General features: G+C 68.8%; 15 protein-coding genes. 6 read left to right on the top strand and 9 right to left on the bottom strand.

The window, feature by feature from the left end; genetic code table 11:
* Positions 1 to 4: 4 nt before the first annotated feature.
* From ACQPYZ_RS28050 to ACQPYZ_RS28010, 9 genes are all read right to left on the bottom strand, one after another.
* A complete protein-coding gene (locus ACQPYZ_RS28050; RefSeq protein ID WP_433161328.1) occupies positions 5 to 1,501 on the bottom strand; it encodes a carboxylesterase/lipase family protein in 1,497 nt (498 codons plus the stop codon).
* A gap of 73 nt (positions 1,502 to 1,574) precedes the next feature.
* Positions 1,575 to 2,153, bottom strand: coding sequence for a TetR family transcriptional regulator (locus ACQPYZ_RS28045; protein WP_433161327.1), 579 nt, complete (start codon positions 2,151 to 2,153; stop codon positions 1,575 to 1,577).
* Positions 2,154 to 2,190: 37 nt separating this feature from the next.
* Positions 2,191 to 3,585, bottom strand: coding sequence for an MFS transporter (locus tag ACQPYZ_RS28040; protein WP_433161325.1), 1,395 nt, complete (start codon positions 3,583 to 3,585; stop codon positions 2,191 to 2,193).
* Between the two features lie 34 nt (positions 3,586 to 3,619).
* Positions 3,620 to 5,596 carry an ABC1 kinase family protein gene (locus ACQPYZ_RS28035; protein ID WP_433161324.1) on the bottom strand — a complete coding sequence of 659 codons (1,977 nt, stop codon included), beginning with the start codon at positions 5,594 to 5,596 and terminating at the stop codon, positions 3,620 to 3,622.
* A gap of 124 nt (positions 5,597 to 5,720) precedes the next feature.
* Positions 5,721 to 6,473, bottom strand: coding sequence for a succinate dehydrogenase/fumarate reductase iron-sulfur subunit (locus ACQPYZ_RS28030; RefSeq protein ID WP_433161322.1), 753 nt, complete (start codon positions 6,471 to 6,473; stop codon positions 5,721 to 5,723).
* Positions 6,470 to 8,344 carry a fumarate reductase/succinate dehydrogenase flavoprotein subunit gene (locus ACQPYZ_RS28025; protein WP_433161320.1) on the bottom strand — a complete coding sequence of 625 codons (1,875 nt, stop codon included), beginning with the start codon at positions 8,342 to 8,344 and terminating at the stop codon, positions 6,470 to 6,472. The genes ACQPYZ_RS28030 and ACQPYZ_RS28025 overlap by 4 nt, the downstream gene beginning before the upstream one ends.
* Before the next feature lie 17 nt (positions 8,345 to 8,361).
* Positions 8,362 to 9,162, bottom strand: a complete 801-nt coding sequence (locus tag ACQPYZ_RS28020) for a hypothetical protein (RefSeq protein ID WP_433161318.1) — start codon at positions 9,160 to 9,162, stop codon at positions 8,362 to 8,364.
* The gene (locus ACQPYZ_RS28015) at positions 9,162 to 9,467 is read right to left on the bottom strand and encodes a hypothetical protein (protein WP_433161317.1); all 306 of its coding nucleotides are present in this window, start codon (positions 9,465 to 9,467) and stop codon (positions 9,162 to 9,164) included. The genes ACQPYZ_RS28020 and ACQPYZ_RS28015 overlap by 1 nt, the downstream gene beginning before the upstream one ends.
* Before the next feature lie 107 nt (positions 9,468 to 9,574).
* Positions 9,575 to 10,201, bottom strand: coding sequence for a hypothetical protein (locus ACQPYZ_RS28010; RefSeq protein WP_433161315.1), 627 nt, complete (start codon positions 10,199 to 10,201; stop codon positions 9,575 to 9,577).
* Positions 10,202 to 10,263: 62 nt separating this feature from the next.
* Between ACQPYZ_RS28010 and ACQPYZ_RS28005 the strand changes: the two genes are divergently transcribed.
* The 6 genes from ACQPYZ_RS28005 to ACQPYZ_RS27980 all read left to right on the top strand — a co-directional run bounded on the left by ACQPYZ_RS28005 (position 10,264) and on the right by ACQPYZ_RS27980 (position 16,866).
* Positions 10,264 to 10,659 carry a (deoxy)nucleoside triphosphate pyrophosphohydrolase gene (locus ACQPYZ_RS28005; RefSeq protein WP_433161314.1) on the top strand — a complete coding sequence of 132 codons (396 nt, stop codon included), beginning with the start codon at positions 10,264 to 10,266 and terminating at the stop codon, positions 10,657 to 10,659.
* A 122-nt stretch (positions 10,660 to 10,781) separates the two neighbouring features.
* Positions 10,782 to 11,828, top strand: coding sequence for an ABC transporter permease (locus ACQPYZ_RS28000; protein WP_433161312.1), 1,047 nt, complete (start codon positions 10,782 to 10,784; stop codon positions 11,826 to 11,828).
* Between the two features lie 3 nt (positions 11,829 to 11,831).
* Positions 11,832 to 12,836, top strand: a complete 1,005-nt coding sequence (locus ACQPYZ_RS27995; protein ID WP_433161310.1) for an ABC transporter permease — start codon at positions 11,832 to 11,834, stop codon at positions 12,834 to 12,836.
* Positions 12,837 to 12,853: 17 nt separating this feature from the next.
* Positions 12,854 to 13,924, top strand: coding sequence for an ABC transporter ATP-binding protein (locus tag ACQPYZ_RS27990; protein WP_433161308.1), 1,071 nt, complete (start codon positions 12,854 to 12,856; stop codon positions 13,922 to 13,924).
* A 13-nt stretch (positions 13,925 to 13,937) separates the two neighbouring features.
* A complete protein-coding gene (locus tag ACQPYZ_RS27985) occupies positions 13,938 to 14,981 on the top strand; it encodes an ABC transporter ATP-binding protein (protein WP_433169775.1) in 1,044 nt (347 codons plus the stop codon).
* Between the two features lie 187 nt (positions 14,982 to 15,168).
* Positions 15,169 to 16,866, top strand: coding sequence for an ABC transporter substrate-binding protein (locus ACQPYZ_RS27980; RefSeq protein WP_433161306.1), 1,698 nt, complete (start codon positions 15,169 to 15,171; stop codon positions 16,864 to 16,866).
* The last annotated feature ends 187 nt before the right edge of the window (positions 16,867 to 17,053 follow it).

Genomic DNA, 17,053 nt, shown 5'->3' with positions numbered 1-17,053 from the left:
CACTCTAGACCCCAAGCCGCTCCCAGAATGCCAGTCGGTGCTCCTGTGCGTAGTCGACCTGGCGGATCGCGTTCGGCGCCAGGGACTGGACCGTGTCCGGAGTGGTGAATTTCGGCCAGTCCGGCAGACCGTCGCCGTTCGGGTCGCTGCGGTGCGCGAAGTTGGTCCAGTAGCGGATCATCGCGTCGGACAGGGCGAGCTGGTCCTTGGTCAGCTCGGACGTGCCGTCGCGGAACAGGTACTGCACCTCACCCGCGTGCCACGCACCCGCCGCGAAACCCTTCGGGAACGGGATGTCCTGCGGCGCCTTCCGGTCCGCGAACTCGTAGAACCACAGCGGATTCTTTGCCGCCAGCAACTGGTTCTGCCGGAGCTGGGCCTGCGCCCACATCCGGTCGGTGAGCACGGAGGCCCAGGCCACCGCCGGCGTGGGGTACGACGTCAGCGGGTACTCCCGCTCGACCGCGGCCGCGTCGGCACCGAAGGCGGTGCGGAGCAGCCGGGGGTACTCCGCCGCGGTCACCGGGGCGCCGGCCAGCTCGCGGAAGAAGGCGACGAAGGTGGTGTGCTCGTCGCGCGTCGTACCGGAGAGCACCGGGACGTTCGCGAACTCACCGTCGGTCAGCGCCTTCGCCGGGTCGGCCGGCAGCTGGTCGTTGCCGAGGGCGTACGGCTGGAAGATGTTCATCACCTGCGGCACCGCCAGCAGCTTGGCGACCGGAACCTTCCGCAGGCAGGCCAGGTCCTGGCAGCCGAGCTGTTTCGCCACCGCGAGACCTTGGGCCTGGGCGTCCTTCGTCGTGGTCCAGCCGTACCACGGCAGCGCCGGGAGGCCTTCGTAGACCGCGCCCGCCGGCATGTCCATCAGCGTGAACCCGCTCTGCATGATCACCTTGTGGAACAGCCCGTGTGACTCCTTCGACAGCAGGTGCGCACTCGTCGACGTGGCGCCGTACGAGACGCCGAACAACGTCACGTTGCCCGGATCGCCGCCGAACGCGGCCGCGTTGCGCTTGACCCACTGGAGTACGGCGCGCTGGTCCTGCAGGCCGATCGTGCCGGAGTCCTCCAGCTCGGGATGACCGAACGCACCGAAGACGCCGAGGCGGAAGTTGAACGTGACCACGACGACGTCACCGTCCACCGCCAGCCGGGCCGGGTCGAAGATGTCACCGGAACCGATCGCGCCGTCCCCGTGGATCCACACCATCACCGGCTTCTTGTCACCGGGCTTGGTCGGGGTGGTCACGTTGAGGAACAGGCAGTCCTCGTTCGTCCCGGACAGATCGGCGATCGCGCTCTTCAGCTGCGGGCACGGGCTGCCCGGTTTGGTGGCGTCGCGCTCGCCCGTCCAGGACGCCGCGGGTCGCGGGGGTGCCCAGCGGAGGTCGCCGACCGGCGGGGCGGCGTACGGGATCCCCTGGAAGACGCGCCGGTCCGGGTGGACCGTGCCGCGGACGTCTCCGGCGTCGGTGTGCACGACGGGGCCTTGAGTGGTCACTTCGGGGCTCACATCCTTGCTGCAGGCAACTAGTGTCGCGACGAGGGTCAGGGTGAGGGCGAGGCTGCGCATGTCAGGCCTTCCGGGTGGCGCGGTCGACCAGGGTGGCGAACTCCCGGGCGGCCGCGTCCAGGTCGAGGTCGGGTTCGAGGTCGAGTTGACGGATGATTCCGTCCCGGATCGAGAGGATGTACACCGCGACCAGGTGCGGGTCGAACTCGCGGAGTACGCCGGTCTGCTGGCCGAGCCGCAGGACGTCGGCCAGCCGGTCCTGGTCGGAGCGGGCGAGCTCGGCGATCGCGGCGTCCTGCTTGATCCGGAGCAGGGCGGCCGCGTGCGCACGGTGCGTCCGGAGGAAGGCGACGTTCGCCTCGGCGAGCGCCTGCAGCACCGCGACCGGCTCCTCGACGCCCTGCGTGCGGTCGAGGACGAAGGCGCCGAAGGTCTCCAGGATGTGCCGGCCGACCTCCGCGATCAGCTCCTGGCGGTTGGCGAAGTGGTACGAGATCAGGCCCGTGCTGCTCAGCCCGGCCTGCTCGGCGATCGCCTTGAAGCTGGCCTGCGCCGACCCGTGCGCCGCGATCACCTCGATCGCGGCGGCGACGATCTGACTCCGCCGCGCCTGCTCGGTAAGCGTTCGTTTTGCTCGCACAAGCAAACTCTAGCTCACGCGAGCAAACACGCAACTGCTAAGTTGGCCGGACGCGGCCGGCGGCGAGCAGGCCGAGGAGGGCGATCGCGGTGCCGGCCGTGAGGATCGTCCCGAAGACCCAGGGCTGTGGGTCGGCGGCGTTCAGGGCGAGCAGCGTGCCGCTGACCGCCAGCGCGATGGCGATGCTCATCGTGCCCGCCATCTGACCGGCGCTGCTGTTGCGGCCCGAGTTGCCCGCGTCGGACAGGTCCAGCGTGAGCACCGACAGACTCGACGAACTGAGACCCATCCCGACGCCCGCGAACCCCCAGCCGATCAGGCCGAACCACGCGGTCGCGTTCGTCCAGGCCAGCAGGGAGGTGACCGCCAGACCGACGGTCATCAGTGCGAGGCCCGAGCGGAGCACGCTGACCCGGTCGATGCCGAGTTCCCGGCCCTGGAGCCACGACCCGAACGCCCAGCTCACGCCGGTGATCGACAGCGTCACCCCGGCCTCCGACGGACTGAAGTCGTGCTGCAGCGTCAGCAGCAGCGGCAGGTACGCACCGGTCCCGACGAACGCCGCGCCGCCCAGACCCCGGACCGCGACCACCGCCGGGAAGCCCCGGCGAGCCACGAACGTCCCGGCCGGCATCACCCGTATGGCGGCCAGCCCGAGCACCACCAGCGTCACCGGGATCACCAACCCGCCGAGCACCGGGTGCGCCTCGAGGTGGTCACCGGCCAGCGTCATCGAGAACAGCGCGACCGAGGCCGCCAGCGCCCACGGCAGTGCGGCCCGCCAGGCGGCCAGCTCGGCGACGTCCTCCGCGCTGCGCTCAGGCGCCGGCGCGTTCGCCGCCTGCCGCATCGCGGGGCCGAGCAGCATCCAGCTCGGCACGATCAGCAGGATCGCGCCGAGGAACACCCAGCGCCAGCCGAACTCCTCGGTCACCAGACCGGTCAGCACCGGCCCGAGCACCGACGGCAGGATCCACATGGCCGCGAACAGCGAGAACATCTTCGGCCGCAGTACGGCGGGCAGCGTGCGGGCGACCAGCACCATCAGCGACACGTCGAGCAACCCTTCCGCGAACCCGCTGAGCAGCCGTCCGGCGACCACCATCGGCATCCCGGCCGCCGTACCCACCAGGAGCTGGGCGAGCGTGAACGCGATCGCGCCGACGCGGAGCGTGGGGATCGGGCCGCGTCGGTCGGACCACAGGCCGGCGAGCGCGAGCGAGATCAGGTAGCTCGCGTTCGGGGCGGCGTTGGCCAGGCCGAAGCTGCCGAGCGCGTCGAACTCGCGCACCATCGTCGGCAGCGCCGTACCGACCGCGCGGTTCTCGAACGCGCCGAGGGTGACGAGCCCGACGACGCCGAACACGAGCGGCAGGTGGCGGCCGCTGAACAGGCGGTGCGGCGTGGCGGCAGGTGCGCTGGTCGAGGACATGGTGGACATCCTCGAAGTTCAAGCTCACTTCAAGTCAAGGGCGGTTGCCGTCCGGCAGGCGGAAGACCAGCACGAGGACGCGGAGCACCAGGACGGCGCAGATCACCAGCAGGTTGTAGCCGAACAGCTGGAACAGGGTGATCGTCTCGGTGACCTTCGGACCGCCCGGCGTTCCCAGCAGCAGTACCGCCATCAGGCCGGCGGTCGCGCCGAGGATGGCGAGCAGCACCTGGTGGAGCAGCGTGGTGATGTGCCGGCGGTCGCGGTCGTCGGCGAGCAGCCGGACGTTCAGGCCGAGCCGCCCGCTCTCGGCCGCCGCGGCGATCCGGTCGATCCGCCGGGGCAGTCGCCGCAACATCGGCAACAATGTGGCGAGCTCCTCGGTCGCCGTACGGCGCAAGGCGTCCGGGGCGAGCCGGTCGGTGACGTGCGCGGCCGCGAACTGGCGGGACGCGGCGACCAGGTCGAAGCCGGGGGAGATGCGCGAGATTGTCCCCTCGATGGTGGCCAGGGAACGGAACACCGCGGCCACCTCGGGCGGTACGCCGAGCTCGTGCGAGGTGATGATCCGGAACAGGTCGTTGAACATCGCCGGCCCCAGGGCCACGCCGGCCGCGAGGTGCCGGGTCATGAACTGGCCGACGGCCCGCTCGAGACTGCGCTCGTCGACCACGTCCGGGCGGTGGACGATCTCCAGCAGGGCGTCGGTCGCGGCGACCGGGTCGCCGTGGTCGATCGCGAGCAGGAACCGCTGCAGCGCCTCCCGGGTGGCCGGGTCGAGCCGGCCGACCGAGCCCAGGTCGAGCATGCCGATCCGGCCGTCGGTGAGCAGCAGGAAGTTGCCGGGATGCGGGTCGGCGTGGAAGACGCCGTCGATCGCGACCTGTCCGAGCAGGCAGTCGAACAGCACCCGGCCGAGCCGGGCGGCGTCCAGGCCGCGGTCGGCGATCGCCTGCGCGGCGTTGCCGAGACCGATGCCGTCCAGCCGCTGCATCGTCAGCACCCGGGCGGTCGACGCCCGCGGGTACAGCTCGGGGACCACCAGGTCGTTGTTGGAGGCAACGGATCGGCCGGCCGCGACCGTGGTCATGTTGCCGGCCTCGACGGTGAAGTCGAGCTCCTCGCGCATCGCGTCCGCGAACCCGTCGGCCAGCGCCCGGACCCCCATCGACCGGCCCCAGTCGGTGTTCCGCTCCAGCAGCCGGGCGAGCCGGCGGACGATGTCGAGATCCCGCTCGACCAGCGCGGCGATCCCGGGACGTTGCACCTTCACCACGACGTCCGCGCCCTCCGGCAGACGCGCGGTGTAGACCTGGGCGACCGAGGCGGCCGCGAGCGGCTCGGTGTCGAAGGCGGCGTACACCTGGTGGGGCGAGGCGCCGAGCTCCTCGGTCAGCACGGCCTCGACCTCGGGCCAGGGGGCGGGGGAGACCTGGTCCTGCAGTCGGCTCAACTCGTCGGCGACCGACACCGGGATGATGTCGCTGCGGGTGGACAGCACCTGGCCGAGCTTGACGAACGTGACGCCGGCCTCGTCGAGGGCCAGCCGCAGTGAACGGGCGAGCTCGGCCTGACCGGCGGCGTTCTCGCGGCCGGGGCGGCGACGGCCGCGCAGGTACGGGCCGAGGCCGTGCCGGATCGCGATCCTCAGGATCTGCAGGTACCGCCTGGTGCGGGCGATCCGGCCGGCCAGGTCGCGGCGCAGATCGCGGGCCCGGGGCAACGACCCGGTCGGGACCAGGGCCTCGGACAGCACCAGGAAGATCAGGCCGGACAGCACCGAGCACAGCGTCGTGAGCACGAGCAGCGACATCGCGGCGCCGGTCGAGCCCTCGAACGGCGGCGGCCCGACCAGGCCCCGGGAGATCGGGTTGAACAGCGCGAGCGTCAGCCCGGCGCCCAGCGCGAGCCGGACCAGGCCGAAGCGCACGCCAAGCAGTCGCTGGGCCACCGGCACGAAGATCACCATGAAGATGACGATGTTGATCAGGCCGAGGATCAGGACGTCCATGCCCAGAACAGTAGGTGGTGCGGCGGCTCAGCAGCGTCACCCGCGCGAGTGAGTCACCCCTGGAACAAGCACGCGCGGGTCCCGGGCCTGCGGCCCGAAACCCGCGCGGCAGTTCGACGCCGGATCAGGCTGGGCGGCGGCGGATCTTGTTGCCGAGCCAGACCAGGGGGTCGTACTTGCGGTCGGCGACGCGCTCCTTCATCGGGATCAGCGCGTTGTCGGTGATCTTGATGTGCTCCGGGCACACCTCGGTACAGCACTTGGTGATGTTGCAGTAGCCCAGGCCGTGCTGCTCCTGCGCCTCGTGCTGCCGGTCGGCGGCGTCCAGCGGGTGCATGTCCAGCTCGGCGATCCGCATCAGGAACCGAGGACCGGAGAAGTTCTCCTTGTTCTCCTCGTGGTCACGGATCACGTGGCAGGTGTCCTGGCACAGGAAGCACTCGATGCACTTGCGGAACTCCTGCGAGCGCTCGACGTCCACCTGCTGCATCCGGTAGTCGCCCGGCTTCACGTCCGCGGGCGGCGTGAACGCCGGGATCTCCCGGGCCTTGGTGTAGTTGTACGAGACGTCGGTGACCAGGTCGCGCATCACCGGGAAGGTGCGCATCGGCGTGACCGTGACGACCTCGTCCTCGGCGAACGTGTTCATCCGGCACATGCACATCAGCTTCGGCATGCCGTTGATCTCGGCGCTGCAGGACCCGCACTTGCCGGCCTTGCAGTTCCAGCGGACCGCGAGGTCCGGCGTCTGGGTCGCCTGCAGGCGGTGGATGACGTCGAGGACGACCTCGCCCTCGTTCACCTCGACCTCGTAGTCCTTGAGCTCACCGCCCTCGGCGTCACCCCGCCAGACCCGGAATTTGCCTCTGTAGCTCACGCCGGCAGCTCCTCTTCGGTCAGGTACTTCTTCAGCTCGTCGAGCTCGAACAGCTCAAGCAGGTCGTCCCGCATCGGGAGCTGCTCCTTCTCCGACACGTTCACCCCGCCGTCGGCGTCGAGCCCGCAGACCAGCAGCTTGCGGCGCCACTCGGCGTTCATCGACGGGTAGTCGTCGCGGGTGTGGCCGCCGCGGGACTCCTGCCGCTGCAGCGCGGCCTTCGCCACGCACTCCGACACCGTCAGCATGTTCCGCAGGTCGAGCGCGAGGTGCCAGCCGGGGTTGAACTGCCGGTGACCCTCCACCGTCATCTTCGCGATCCGGCCGCGGAACTCGGCCAGCCGGCCGAGCGCCTGCTCCATCTCCTCTTCCTTGCGGATGATGCCGACCAGGTCGTTCATCGCCTGCTGCAGCTCCTGGTGGATCGCGTACGGGTTCTCCCCGCCCTCGAGCTCGAACGGCGCCAGCGCCTCGGCCGCCGCCGCGTCGACGTCGTCCTCGGCGATTTTCGGCCGCTCCTGCAGCGAGTCGACGTACATCGCCGCGCCCATGCCGGCCCGGCGGCCGAACACCAGCAGGTCGGACAACGAGTTGCCGCCCAGCCGGTTCGACCCGTGCATGCCGCCCGCGACCTCACCGGCAGCGAACAGGCCCGGTACGACGGACTGCGCGGTGTCCGGGTCGACCTCGACGCCGCCCATCACGTAGTGGCAGGTCGGGCCGACCTCCATCGGCTCGGCGGTGATGTCGACGTCCGCGAGCTCCTTGAACTGGTGGTGCATCGACGGCAGCCGCCGGGTGATCTCCTCGGCCGGCAGCCGGGACGACACGTCCAGGAAGACCCCGCCGTGCGGCGTCCCGCGGCCGGCCTTGACCTCGGAGTTGATCGCCCGGGCCACCTCGTCGCGCGGCAGCAGCTCCGGCGGGCGCCGGTTGTTGTCCGGGTCCTTGTACCAGCGGTCGGCCTCGTCCTCGGTCTCGGCGTACTGCGCCCGGAACACGTCCGGCACGTACTCGAACATGAACCGCTTGCCCTCGGAGTTCTTCAGTACGCCGCCGTCGCCGCGGACCGACTCGGTGACCAGGATGCCCTTCACCGACGGCGGCCAGACCATGCCGGTCGGGTGGAACTGGATGAACTCCATGTTGATCAGCGTCGCGCCGGCCCGCATCGCCAGCGCGTGCCCGTCACCGGTGTACTCCCACGAGTTCGAGGTGACCTTGAACGACTTGCCGACGCCGCCGGTCGCCAGCACCACGGCCGGCGCGTCGAACAGGATGAACCGGCCGGACTCGCGCCAGTACCCGAAGGCGCCGGAGATCGCGTCGCCCTCCTTCAGCAGCTCGGTGACGGTGCACTCGGCGTACACCTTGAGGTTGGCCTCGTAGTCGCCGGTCTCGCGGAAGTCCTCCTGCTGCAGCGACACGATCTTCTGCTGCAGGGTGCGGATCAGCTCCAGGCCGGTCCGGTCGCCGACGTGCGCGAGCCGCGGGTAGGTGTGGCCGCCGAAGTTGCGCTGGCTGATCCGGCCGTCCGGGGTCCGGTCGAACAGGGCGCCGTACGTCTCCAGCTCCCAGACCCGGTCCGGCGCCTCCTGGGCGTGCAGCTCGGCCATCCGCCAGTTGTTCAGGAACTTGCCGCCGCGCATGGTGTCGCGGAAGTGCACCTGCCAGTTGTCGTTCGAGTTCGCGTTGCCCATCGCGGCGGCGCAGCCGCCCTCGGCCATCACGGTGTGCGCCTTGCCGAACAGCGACTTGCACACGATCGCGGTGCGCTTGCCCTGCTCGCGGGCCTCGATCGCCGCGCGCAGGCCGGCGCCGCCGGCCCCGATCACGACGACGTCGTAGGTGTGTCGTTCGAGCTCAGTCATGACAGAGAAAGTCCGTATCAGTTGAAGATGCGCAGGTCGGAGAACCAGCCGGCCGACAACGCCATGATGTAGGCGTCGGTCAGGATCACGGTGAACAGCGACGTCATCGCGAACGTGCCGTGCTTGGGGTTCAGCTTGGACACGAAGGTCCAGTACCGGTAGCGCAGCGGGTGCTTGGAGAAGTTCTTCAGCCGGCCGCCGACGATGTGCCGGCAGGCGTGGCAGGACAGCGTGTACAGCCACAGGAACACCAGGTTGACCCAGATGATCACCGTGCCCAGGCCGATGCCGAAGCCGCCGTCCTCGCCGTGGAAGGCCAGGACGCCGTCGTACACGTTGAGCACACCGAACACGAGCGCGCCGTAGAAGAAGTAGCGGTGCAGGTTCAGCGCGACCAGCGGGAACTTGCGCTCACCGGTGTACTTCTTGTGCGGCTCCGGGACCGCGCAGGCGGCCGGCGCGAAGAAGAGCGACCGGTAGCCCGCCTTGCGGTAGTAGTAACAGGTGCCGCGGAAGCCGGCCAGCACCGCGAAGGTGATGATGCTGAACGGGATCACCCGGGGGAACTCGCCGAACCAGGTTCCCAGGTGGCTGGAGTTCGGGACGCAGGACTCGGTGATGCACGGCGAGTACAGCGGCGTGAGGTAATGGAAGTCGTCGACCCAGTACCACTTGTTCATGAAGATCCGGACCGTCGCGTAGACGATGAAGAAGGCCAGGATCACGCCGATCCGCAGCGGCGCCAGCCACCAGCGGTCGGACCTTGCAGTCTTGAGCCCGATCTGCGCGCGACCGGGTGCGCTCACACCAGTAGCCATCAGGGAGCGTGCCTGTCCGGCGCGCCGAAGCCTTCGTGCTCCGCGTCTGTCCACATGGACGCGTCATACTCCACGTCGGGAATCTCCTCGAGTTCCTCCGGAACGGGTCCGGGTCTGTGACGGGGGTCGGGCGGGCCGAGCTCGGCCAGGTCGTCGTTCAGCCGGGCCACGTCCGACACCAACCGGCGGATGCCGAGGGTGTCACCGTACTCCTGGCTGAGCTTCCCGACGGCCGCGTGTAGGTTCTCGAGCGCGCGGACGACCGCGGCGACGCCGGTGCCCCCACTGTTGACCTCAGCACCCATGCCGACTCCAGTGATTGATCTGTCGCTGTCAGTATGGGCACACTTTGCCTTCGCCGGGCGCCCAACGGAAGACCCCTCGGTACGGCGTGTTTCTAGTAAGGCTTACCTCAGTTGCCGAGGGCCGTCGGGTGGAGTATTGGAGCGAATCCGGCCTTCAGAACAACGAGATTCGCCGGTGGCGTGAGTACGGCGACCTCGACCAGCCCGGGTGGCCGGACCGGGTCGCCGTACCCCTCCCAGGACCAGGGCAGCACGTGGCGGCCGAGCACCAGGGCCGGGCGGCCGTCGTACCGGATCATCGCTCCGTCGGGTAGCGCGTCGAGGTCCTGGACGGTGGTGCGCTGCTGCCGGGTGCGTGGGTCGACGCGTTCGAAGTGGAGTTGCGCGTCCATCGCCGCGGCCCGCGGTCGCTCGCCGAGTTCGCGGCCGGTGGCCCAGGCCCCGGCGTACCGGAGGAAGTCCCTGCGGCGGCAGTAATGGCAGGGGCGATGACCGGCCGCGAGCGCGACCGCCTCGTCGAAGAAGAACAACGCGGTCCAGCGACCCGGCGGCATCGGATCGCGCCGCACGCCCTTCCAGTCGAGGACACAGCAGATCCACGCCTTGGAGCGCCAGCGCGTGGTCCCGAGCCGGCGGTCCGGCCCGTGCAGTGTGCCGCGGTTGCCCATCAACAGACCGCGGCCCGGCTCGGCCACGATCTCCTGGGTGGGCAGAACCCTGTTCTGCAACGGCATGCGGGTCATCCTGCCCGAGCCCACCGACAGTCCGGCCGGCCGCTCTGGCACAGTGCCTGTCCGTGAACGAACGGCAGATCGTCATCGGGGTCGCGGTGTTCCGGGACGGCAAGGTGCTGGCGGCGTTGCGGGCCGGACCGGGCGGCGGCTGGGAGTTTCCCGGGGGCAAAGTCGAGCCGTGTGAGACGGATCACGTCGCCGGTGCCCGCGAGTTGCGGGAGGAGCTCGGCCTCGAGGTGACCCTGGGCGCCGCCCTCGGTGCCGACGTACCGATCGACGACCGGTACGCGCTGCGCGTGTACGCCGCCGACGTGCGCGCCGGCGAGCCGGTGCCGCTCGAGCACGCGGAGATCCGCTGGGTAGGCCTCGACGAGCTCGACGGGCTCGAGTGGCTGCCGGCCGACCGGCCCTTCCTGCCGGCCGTGCGGGACCGGCTCGGAGTGGCACCTGAATTGTGACGATTCGGTGTCCGGGCGCCCGACTCTCTGGCGTCCACACTTCGAGATGCGTAGGGTTCCGGCAACTCGGCTGGACGACCGCGCCGGGGGGAGCACTCATCGTGAAGGACGGGTGACAGGGAATGACACTGGGGGTATCCGAGTCGCAGTCCCCCGAAGGGGAACTGCCGGCAGATCATCTCGCGGAGACCTCCGAGGCCAAGCAGATCGAGGGCCGTTCACTCGGCCAGATCGCGTGGGCCCGGCTGCGCAAGGACAAGATCGCCGTCATCAGCGCGATCGTGATCCTGCTGATCATCGCGGTGGCGATCTTCGCGCCGCTGATCGTCAAGCTGAACGGCTTCCCGCCGGACCAGTTCAACCGGACCGACGCGGACGGCAACCCGCTGCTGAACACCCGTGACGGCGGCATCCCGATCGGCGGGCTGTGGGGCAGCGGCACCAGCAGCGAGCACTGGCTCGGCGTCGAGCCGCAGAACGGCCGCGACGTGTTCTCCCGGCTGGTCTACGGCACCCGGGTGTCGCTGCTGGTGGCACTCGGCGGCACGATCCTCGCGGTCATCATCGGCACTGTCATCGGGATGGTGTCCGGGTACTTCGGCGGCTGGGTCGACACCCTGCTGAGCCGGCTGATGGACATCATGCTGAGCTTCCCGACCCTGCTGTTCATCATGGCGCTCACACCGGTGATCGCCGACCGCGGCCAGGACCTGTTCGGGATCCCCGACGACAACAAACTCCGGCTAGGGGTGCTGATGTTCGTCCTCGGGTTCTTCGGCTGGGCGTACCTGGCCCGAATAGTCCGCGGGCAGACGTTGTCGCTGCGCGAACGGGAGTTCGTCGAGGCGGCCAGGTCGCTCGGCGCGGGCCCGGCGTACGTGATCTTCCGGCAGATCCTGCCGAACCTGCTGCCGACGCTGCTGGTGTACACGACGCTGCTGATCCCGAACTACATCACCGCCGAGGCCGCACTGTCGTTCCTGGGCGTCGGGATCAAGGAGCCGACCGCCTCGTGGGGCCGGATGATCGCCGACGCCTCCGACTGGATCGAGAGCAACCCGCTCTACCTGTTCTTCCCCGGGATGGCGCTGTTCGTCACCGTGCTGGCGTTCAACCTCCTGGGCGACTCGGTCCGCGACGCCCTCGACCCGCGCGCCGGAAGGAGCTGACCCGTGGGCCGTTACGTCATCCGCCGGCTGCTGCAGACAGCCGTCATCCTGGTGGTCATCAGTGCCATCACGTTCTTCCTCTTCTGGGCCACCCCGGCGAACCCGGCGCTGCTGATCTGCGGCAAGAACTGCAACACCGAGACGGTCGCCCAGGTCAACGCGACGTACGGGTTCGACGACCCACTGATCGTCCAGTACGGCACCTACATGCAGGGCCTCGTCAGCCCGGCCGGCCGCATGATCGGCACCGAGGGCAGCGAGCGGGAGTGCGCCTGGCCGTGCTTCGGCGAGTCGTACCAGAACGGCATCCCGGTCTGGGACTCGATCTCGGACGCGTTCCCGGCGACCCTGTGGTTGGCGGTCGGCGCGGCCGTCCTCTGGTTGTTCTTCGGCGTGATGCTCGGCCTGATCGCGGCTCTGCGCAAGGGCAAGCTGGTGGACAAGTTGAGTGTCGGCATCGCCCTGTTCGGCGTGTCCTTCCCGACGCTGGTCTTCGGGTACCTGCTGCTGTTCCTGTTCATCGTCAAGCTGCAGTGGCTGCCGTTCCCGGACACGGCGAACGCGGCGCTGTTCACCGTCGGACCGGTGCCGTGGCTGCAGTTCTACATCCTCCCGTGGATGACGCTGGCCCTGGTGTTCGCCGCCCTCTACACCCGGCTCACCCGCGCCAACATGATCGACACGATGAACGAGGACTACATCCGGACCGCCCGGGCCAAGGGCCTGGACGAACGGACCGTGGTCTTCAAGCACGGCCTGCGGTCCGCGCTGACGCCGATCGTGACGATCTTCGGCCTGGACCTCGGCGGCCTGCTCGGCGGCGCGGTGATCACCGAGCAGATCTTCAGCATCACCGGTCTCGGGAAGTTCGCGATCGACTCGGTGCTGAGCAACGACCTGCCCGCGATCATGGGCGTCGTCCTGTTCGCCGCCATCTTCATCGTCGTGGCGAACATCGTCGTCGACGTCCTGTACGCCATCATCGACCCGCGCGTGCGGCTGTCCTGACCCGGCAAGGAGACAGAGTGACCGAGTCCGTGACGAGTGCCGCCCCGGCGGACGCCCGCGCCGGCAAGCCGTTCCTGGAGGTCAAGGACCTGCAGGTGCACTTCCCGACCGACGACGGTCTGGTGAAGGCGGTCAACGGCCTGAGCTTCACGCTGGAGCGCGGCAAGACACTCGGCATCGTCGGTGAGTCCGGGTCCGGGAAGAGCGTGTCCAGCCTGGCCATCATGGGGCTGCACAAGGGCAGCCGGGCGCAGGTCGGCGGCGAGATCTGGCTGGACGGCTCCGAGCTGGTGTCGATGTCGGTCGCGGAGATCCGCCGGCTGCGCGGGCAGCAGGTCGCGATGATCTTCCAGGACCCGCTGTCGGCGATGCACCCGTTCTACCGCGTCGGCGACCAGCTCACCGAGGCCTACCTGGTGCACAACGACGCCCCGAAGGCGGCGGCGAAGAAGCGCGCGATCGAGCTGCTCGACCGGGTCGGCATCCCGTCGCCGCAGAAGCGGTTCGACGACTACCCGCACCAGTTCTCCGGCGGCATGCGGCAGCGCGCGATGATCGCGATGGCGCTGATGTGCGACCCGCAGCTGCTGATCGCCGACGAGCCGACGACGGCGCTCGACGTCACCGTGCAGGCGCAGATCCTGGACCTGATGATGGACCTGCAGAAGGAGTTCAACTCCGCCATCATCATGATCACCCACGACCTCGGCGTGATCGCCCAGATGACCCAGGACGTCGTGGTCATGTACGGCGGCCGCGTGGTCGAGACCGGCAACGTCCGGGACATCTTCTACCGGCCGGAGATGCCCTACACCTGGGGCCTGCTCGGCTCGATCCCGCGGGTGAACCGCAGCGGCGACGGCCGGCTGAAGTCGATCCGCGGCACCCCGCCGTCGCTGATCAACCTGCCCAAGGGCTGCCCGTTCCAGGCGCGCTGCGACTACCAGCAGTACGTCGAGGGCCACTCGTGCGTCAACGAGCTGCCCGAACTGCTGCAGATCGACACCGCCGGGCACCGGGTGCGCTGTCACATCGACTCGGACAAGCGCAAGCAGTTGTTCGCCGAACAGATCAAGCCGAAGTTGTGATGGGCGAGGAGCGATCGTGACGACGACATCGGCCGAGCAGGCGCCGGCCAAGGAACCCGTGCCGGGCGAGCTGCTGCTGGAGACCACCGGCCTGCAGCGGTACTTCCCGGTCACCCGCGGCATCGTCTTCCAGAAGCAGACCGGCGCGGTCAAGGCGGTCGACGGCGTCGACCTGAGCGTGCACGCGGGTGAGACCCTCGGCGTGGTCGGCGAGTCGGGCTGCGGGAAGACGACGACCGGCCGGCTGGTGACGCGGCTGGACGAGCCGACGGGTGGGACGATCAAGTTCCTCGGCAAGGACATCACCCACCTGAGCCGGTCCCGGATGCGGCCGTACCGCCGGGAGATCCAGATGATCTTCCAGGACCCGTTCTCCTCGCTGAACCCGCGGCAGACGGTCGGTGCGATCATCGGGTCGCCGTTCGACATCCAGAAGGTGAAGACCGAGACCAGCACGAAGAGGTCGGTCCAGGAACTGATGGAGCGGGTCGGGCTGAACCCGGAGCACTACAACCGCTACCCGCACGAGTTCTCCGGTGGCCAGCGGCAACGAATCGGCGTGGCCCGGGCGCTCGCGCTCCGGCCGAAGCTGATCGTCTGCGACGAGCCGGTGTCGGCGCTGGACGTGTCGATCCAGGCCCAGATCGTCAACCTGCTGGAGGACCTGCAGGACGAGTTCGGGCTGGCGTACCTGTTCATCGCGCACGACCTGTCGGTGATCCGGCACATCTCCGACCGGGTCGCGGTGATGTACCTGGGCAAGGTGGTCGAGACCGCCGACCGCGACGAGCTCTACAACCACGCGCGGCACCCGTACACGCACGCGCTGCTGTCGGCGGTCCCGGAAGCCGATCCGGACGCCGCGGCCCACCGGGAACGGATCCGGCTGACCGGTGACGTCCCGAGCCCACTGAACCCGCCCTCGGGGTGCCGCTTCCGGACCCGCTGCTGGAAGGCGCAGGAGATCTGCGCCGAGCAGGAGCCGCCGCTGGTCCAGATCGGCGCCCCGGGCCACAAGGCTGCCTGCCACTTCCCGGAGGAACGCGATGTGATCTGACCACTACCGAGTGCATTCGAGAGATTTCGGTACGGCATTGAGAGGGGTCACGATCCGGTCACCCGGGCCGAATCGTCATTGCGCGCCTTGTGAATACGTGAGTTGATGTCCGCGACATGACGGGAGATGACTCTCACGAGCGCCGTGACCCGGCGACGAACGTCATACAGGAAAGGAAAAACTGGCCATGGACAACGTCAAACGGACCGGGGCTATCGCCCTCGGTTTCGTCCTGACCCTTACGGCGGCTGCCTGCGGCGGGGATGAATCAGGTACGCCCTCCGGAGGAGGAGACACGGCCGGTGCCAAGGGGGGCACCGTCACCGTCTACCACGTCAACGACGTGGAGCACCTCGACCCGGCACGGAACTTCGTGACCGACTCCCAGATGATCGGCAAGCTCATCGGCCGGACGCTGACGGACTACCGGTACGACGCCAAGGCGAAGAAGATCGTCCTCGAGAAGGACCTGGCGGACAGCTACGAGTCGTCGCCGGACTTCAAGACCTGGACCTTCAAGCTGAAGGACGGGCTGAAGTACGAGGACGGTACGCCGATCGTGGCGGCCGACATCAAGTACAACGCGGAGCGCTCGTTCTCCGCCGACATGGCCGAGGGTGCGCCGTACGCGCACGAGTACCTCGACTGCCCGGGCTACAAGGGCCCGTACGTTGCCGGCAACAACGCCGGCAAGGGCTGCACCGCGATCGAGGTGCCGGACGAGAAGACGATCGTCTTCAAGCTGAACCGTCCGGTCTCGTCGTTCGACGGCACCACCAGCATGAAGGTCTTCTCGCCGGTCCCGAAGGCGAAGGACACCAAGACGGCGTACGACAACCGCCCGGTCTCCAGCGGTCCGTACAAGATCGAGAGCTACACCCGCAAGAAGCAGTTGGTGCTGACCCGCAACGAGCACTGGGACGCCAAGACGGACCCGCTGCGGACCGCGCTGCCGGACAAGTTCATCTTCAAGTTCGGTGACGCCGAGGCGACCGTCGACCAGCGGCTGATCGCGAACGGCACCGCGGACCAGAGCTCGGTGAGCTTCGCCGGCCTGCAGCCCGAGAACATCGCCAAGACCAACCAGGCGAACGTCAAGGACCGCATCGTCGAGGGCACCGACATCTGCCGTCGCTACATCGCGTTCAACCAGCAGAAGCCGCTGCTGAAGAACCAGAAGATGCGCGAGGCGCTGTACTACGGTCTGGACCGCACCAGCTACCGCGACGGTCGCGGTGGCGAGCGGCTCGCCGCGGTGGTCGACTCGATCATTCCGCAGGACATGGAGGGCTACAAGGCGGAGGAGCACTTCAAGGCTCCCGAGCAGGGTGACCCCGCCAAGGCCAAGCAGCTGCTGACCGAGGCCGGCTACAAGGGCGAGAAGCTCGTCCTGGCGACCGCCGACTCCGGTCTGGCCGTGAAGGCCGCCGAGGCCGCGCAGGCGTCCTGGAAGGCCGTCGGGATCAACGTCGACATCCAGAAGATCCCGGGTGACAACTACTACTCGACGCAGCAGCAGGACTCCGCCGCGGCCGACCTGATCACCGCCGGCTGGTGCTACGACTGGGCCAGCCTGACGACGATCGTGCCGTCGGTGTTCGGTCCGGACTCGACCGCGCCGAACAAGGCCGCGCAGAACAACTACGCGCGCAGCCAGGCCGGCTGGGACAAGATGGCCGAGCTGGCGAAGGAGACCGACAAGACGAAGCTCGAGTCCGGCCTGTCCGACCTGTACGTCGAGGTGATGAAGACGGCTCCGCTGGTGCCGACCGTCCAGGACCTCAACGTGTACGTCGTGGGCTCGAACATCGACAACGCGGTGGCCGACCCGAACACCGGTGGTCTGCCGGACCTCACCCAGATCGGGCTGAAGAAGGCGAACTGACACCGGAGCGGTGCACAGCTGACGACTGACAGCTGATCGGAGAGGGCGGTGCCTGGACGGGCCGCCCTCTTCGGCTGTCCCCCGAAGGACGGCACGGACTTGTATGGGCGATCTGTACGGGTTGTACCTGGTGGTGGTCTGGACCGGACGAAAGAATCCTGGTCCGAGCCACTGGGGAGGAGCCTCC

Origin of the sequence: Kribbella sp. CA-247076 (genome assembly GCF_050942445.1) — a bacterium.
GTDB lineage: Bacteria > Actinomycetota > Actinomycetes > Propionibacteriales > Kribbellaceae > Kribbella.
Note: the sequence above shows the minus strand (reverse complement) of the source record. Positions and strands in the feature narration are given on the sequence as shown.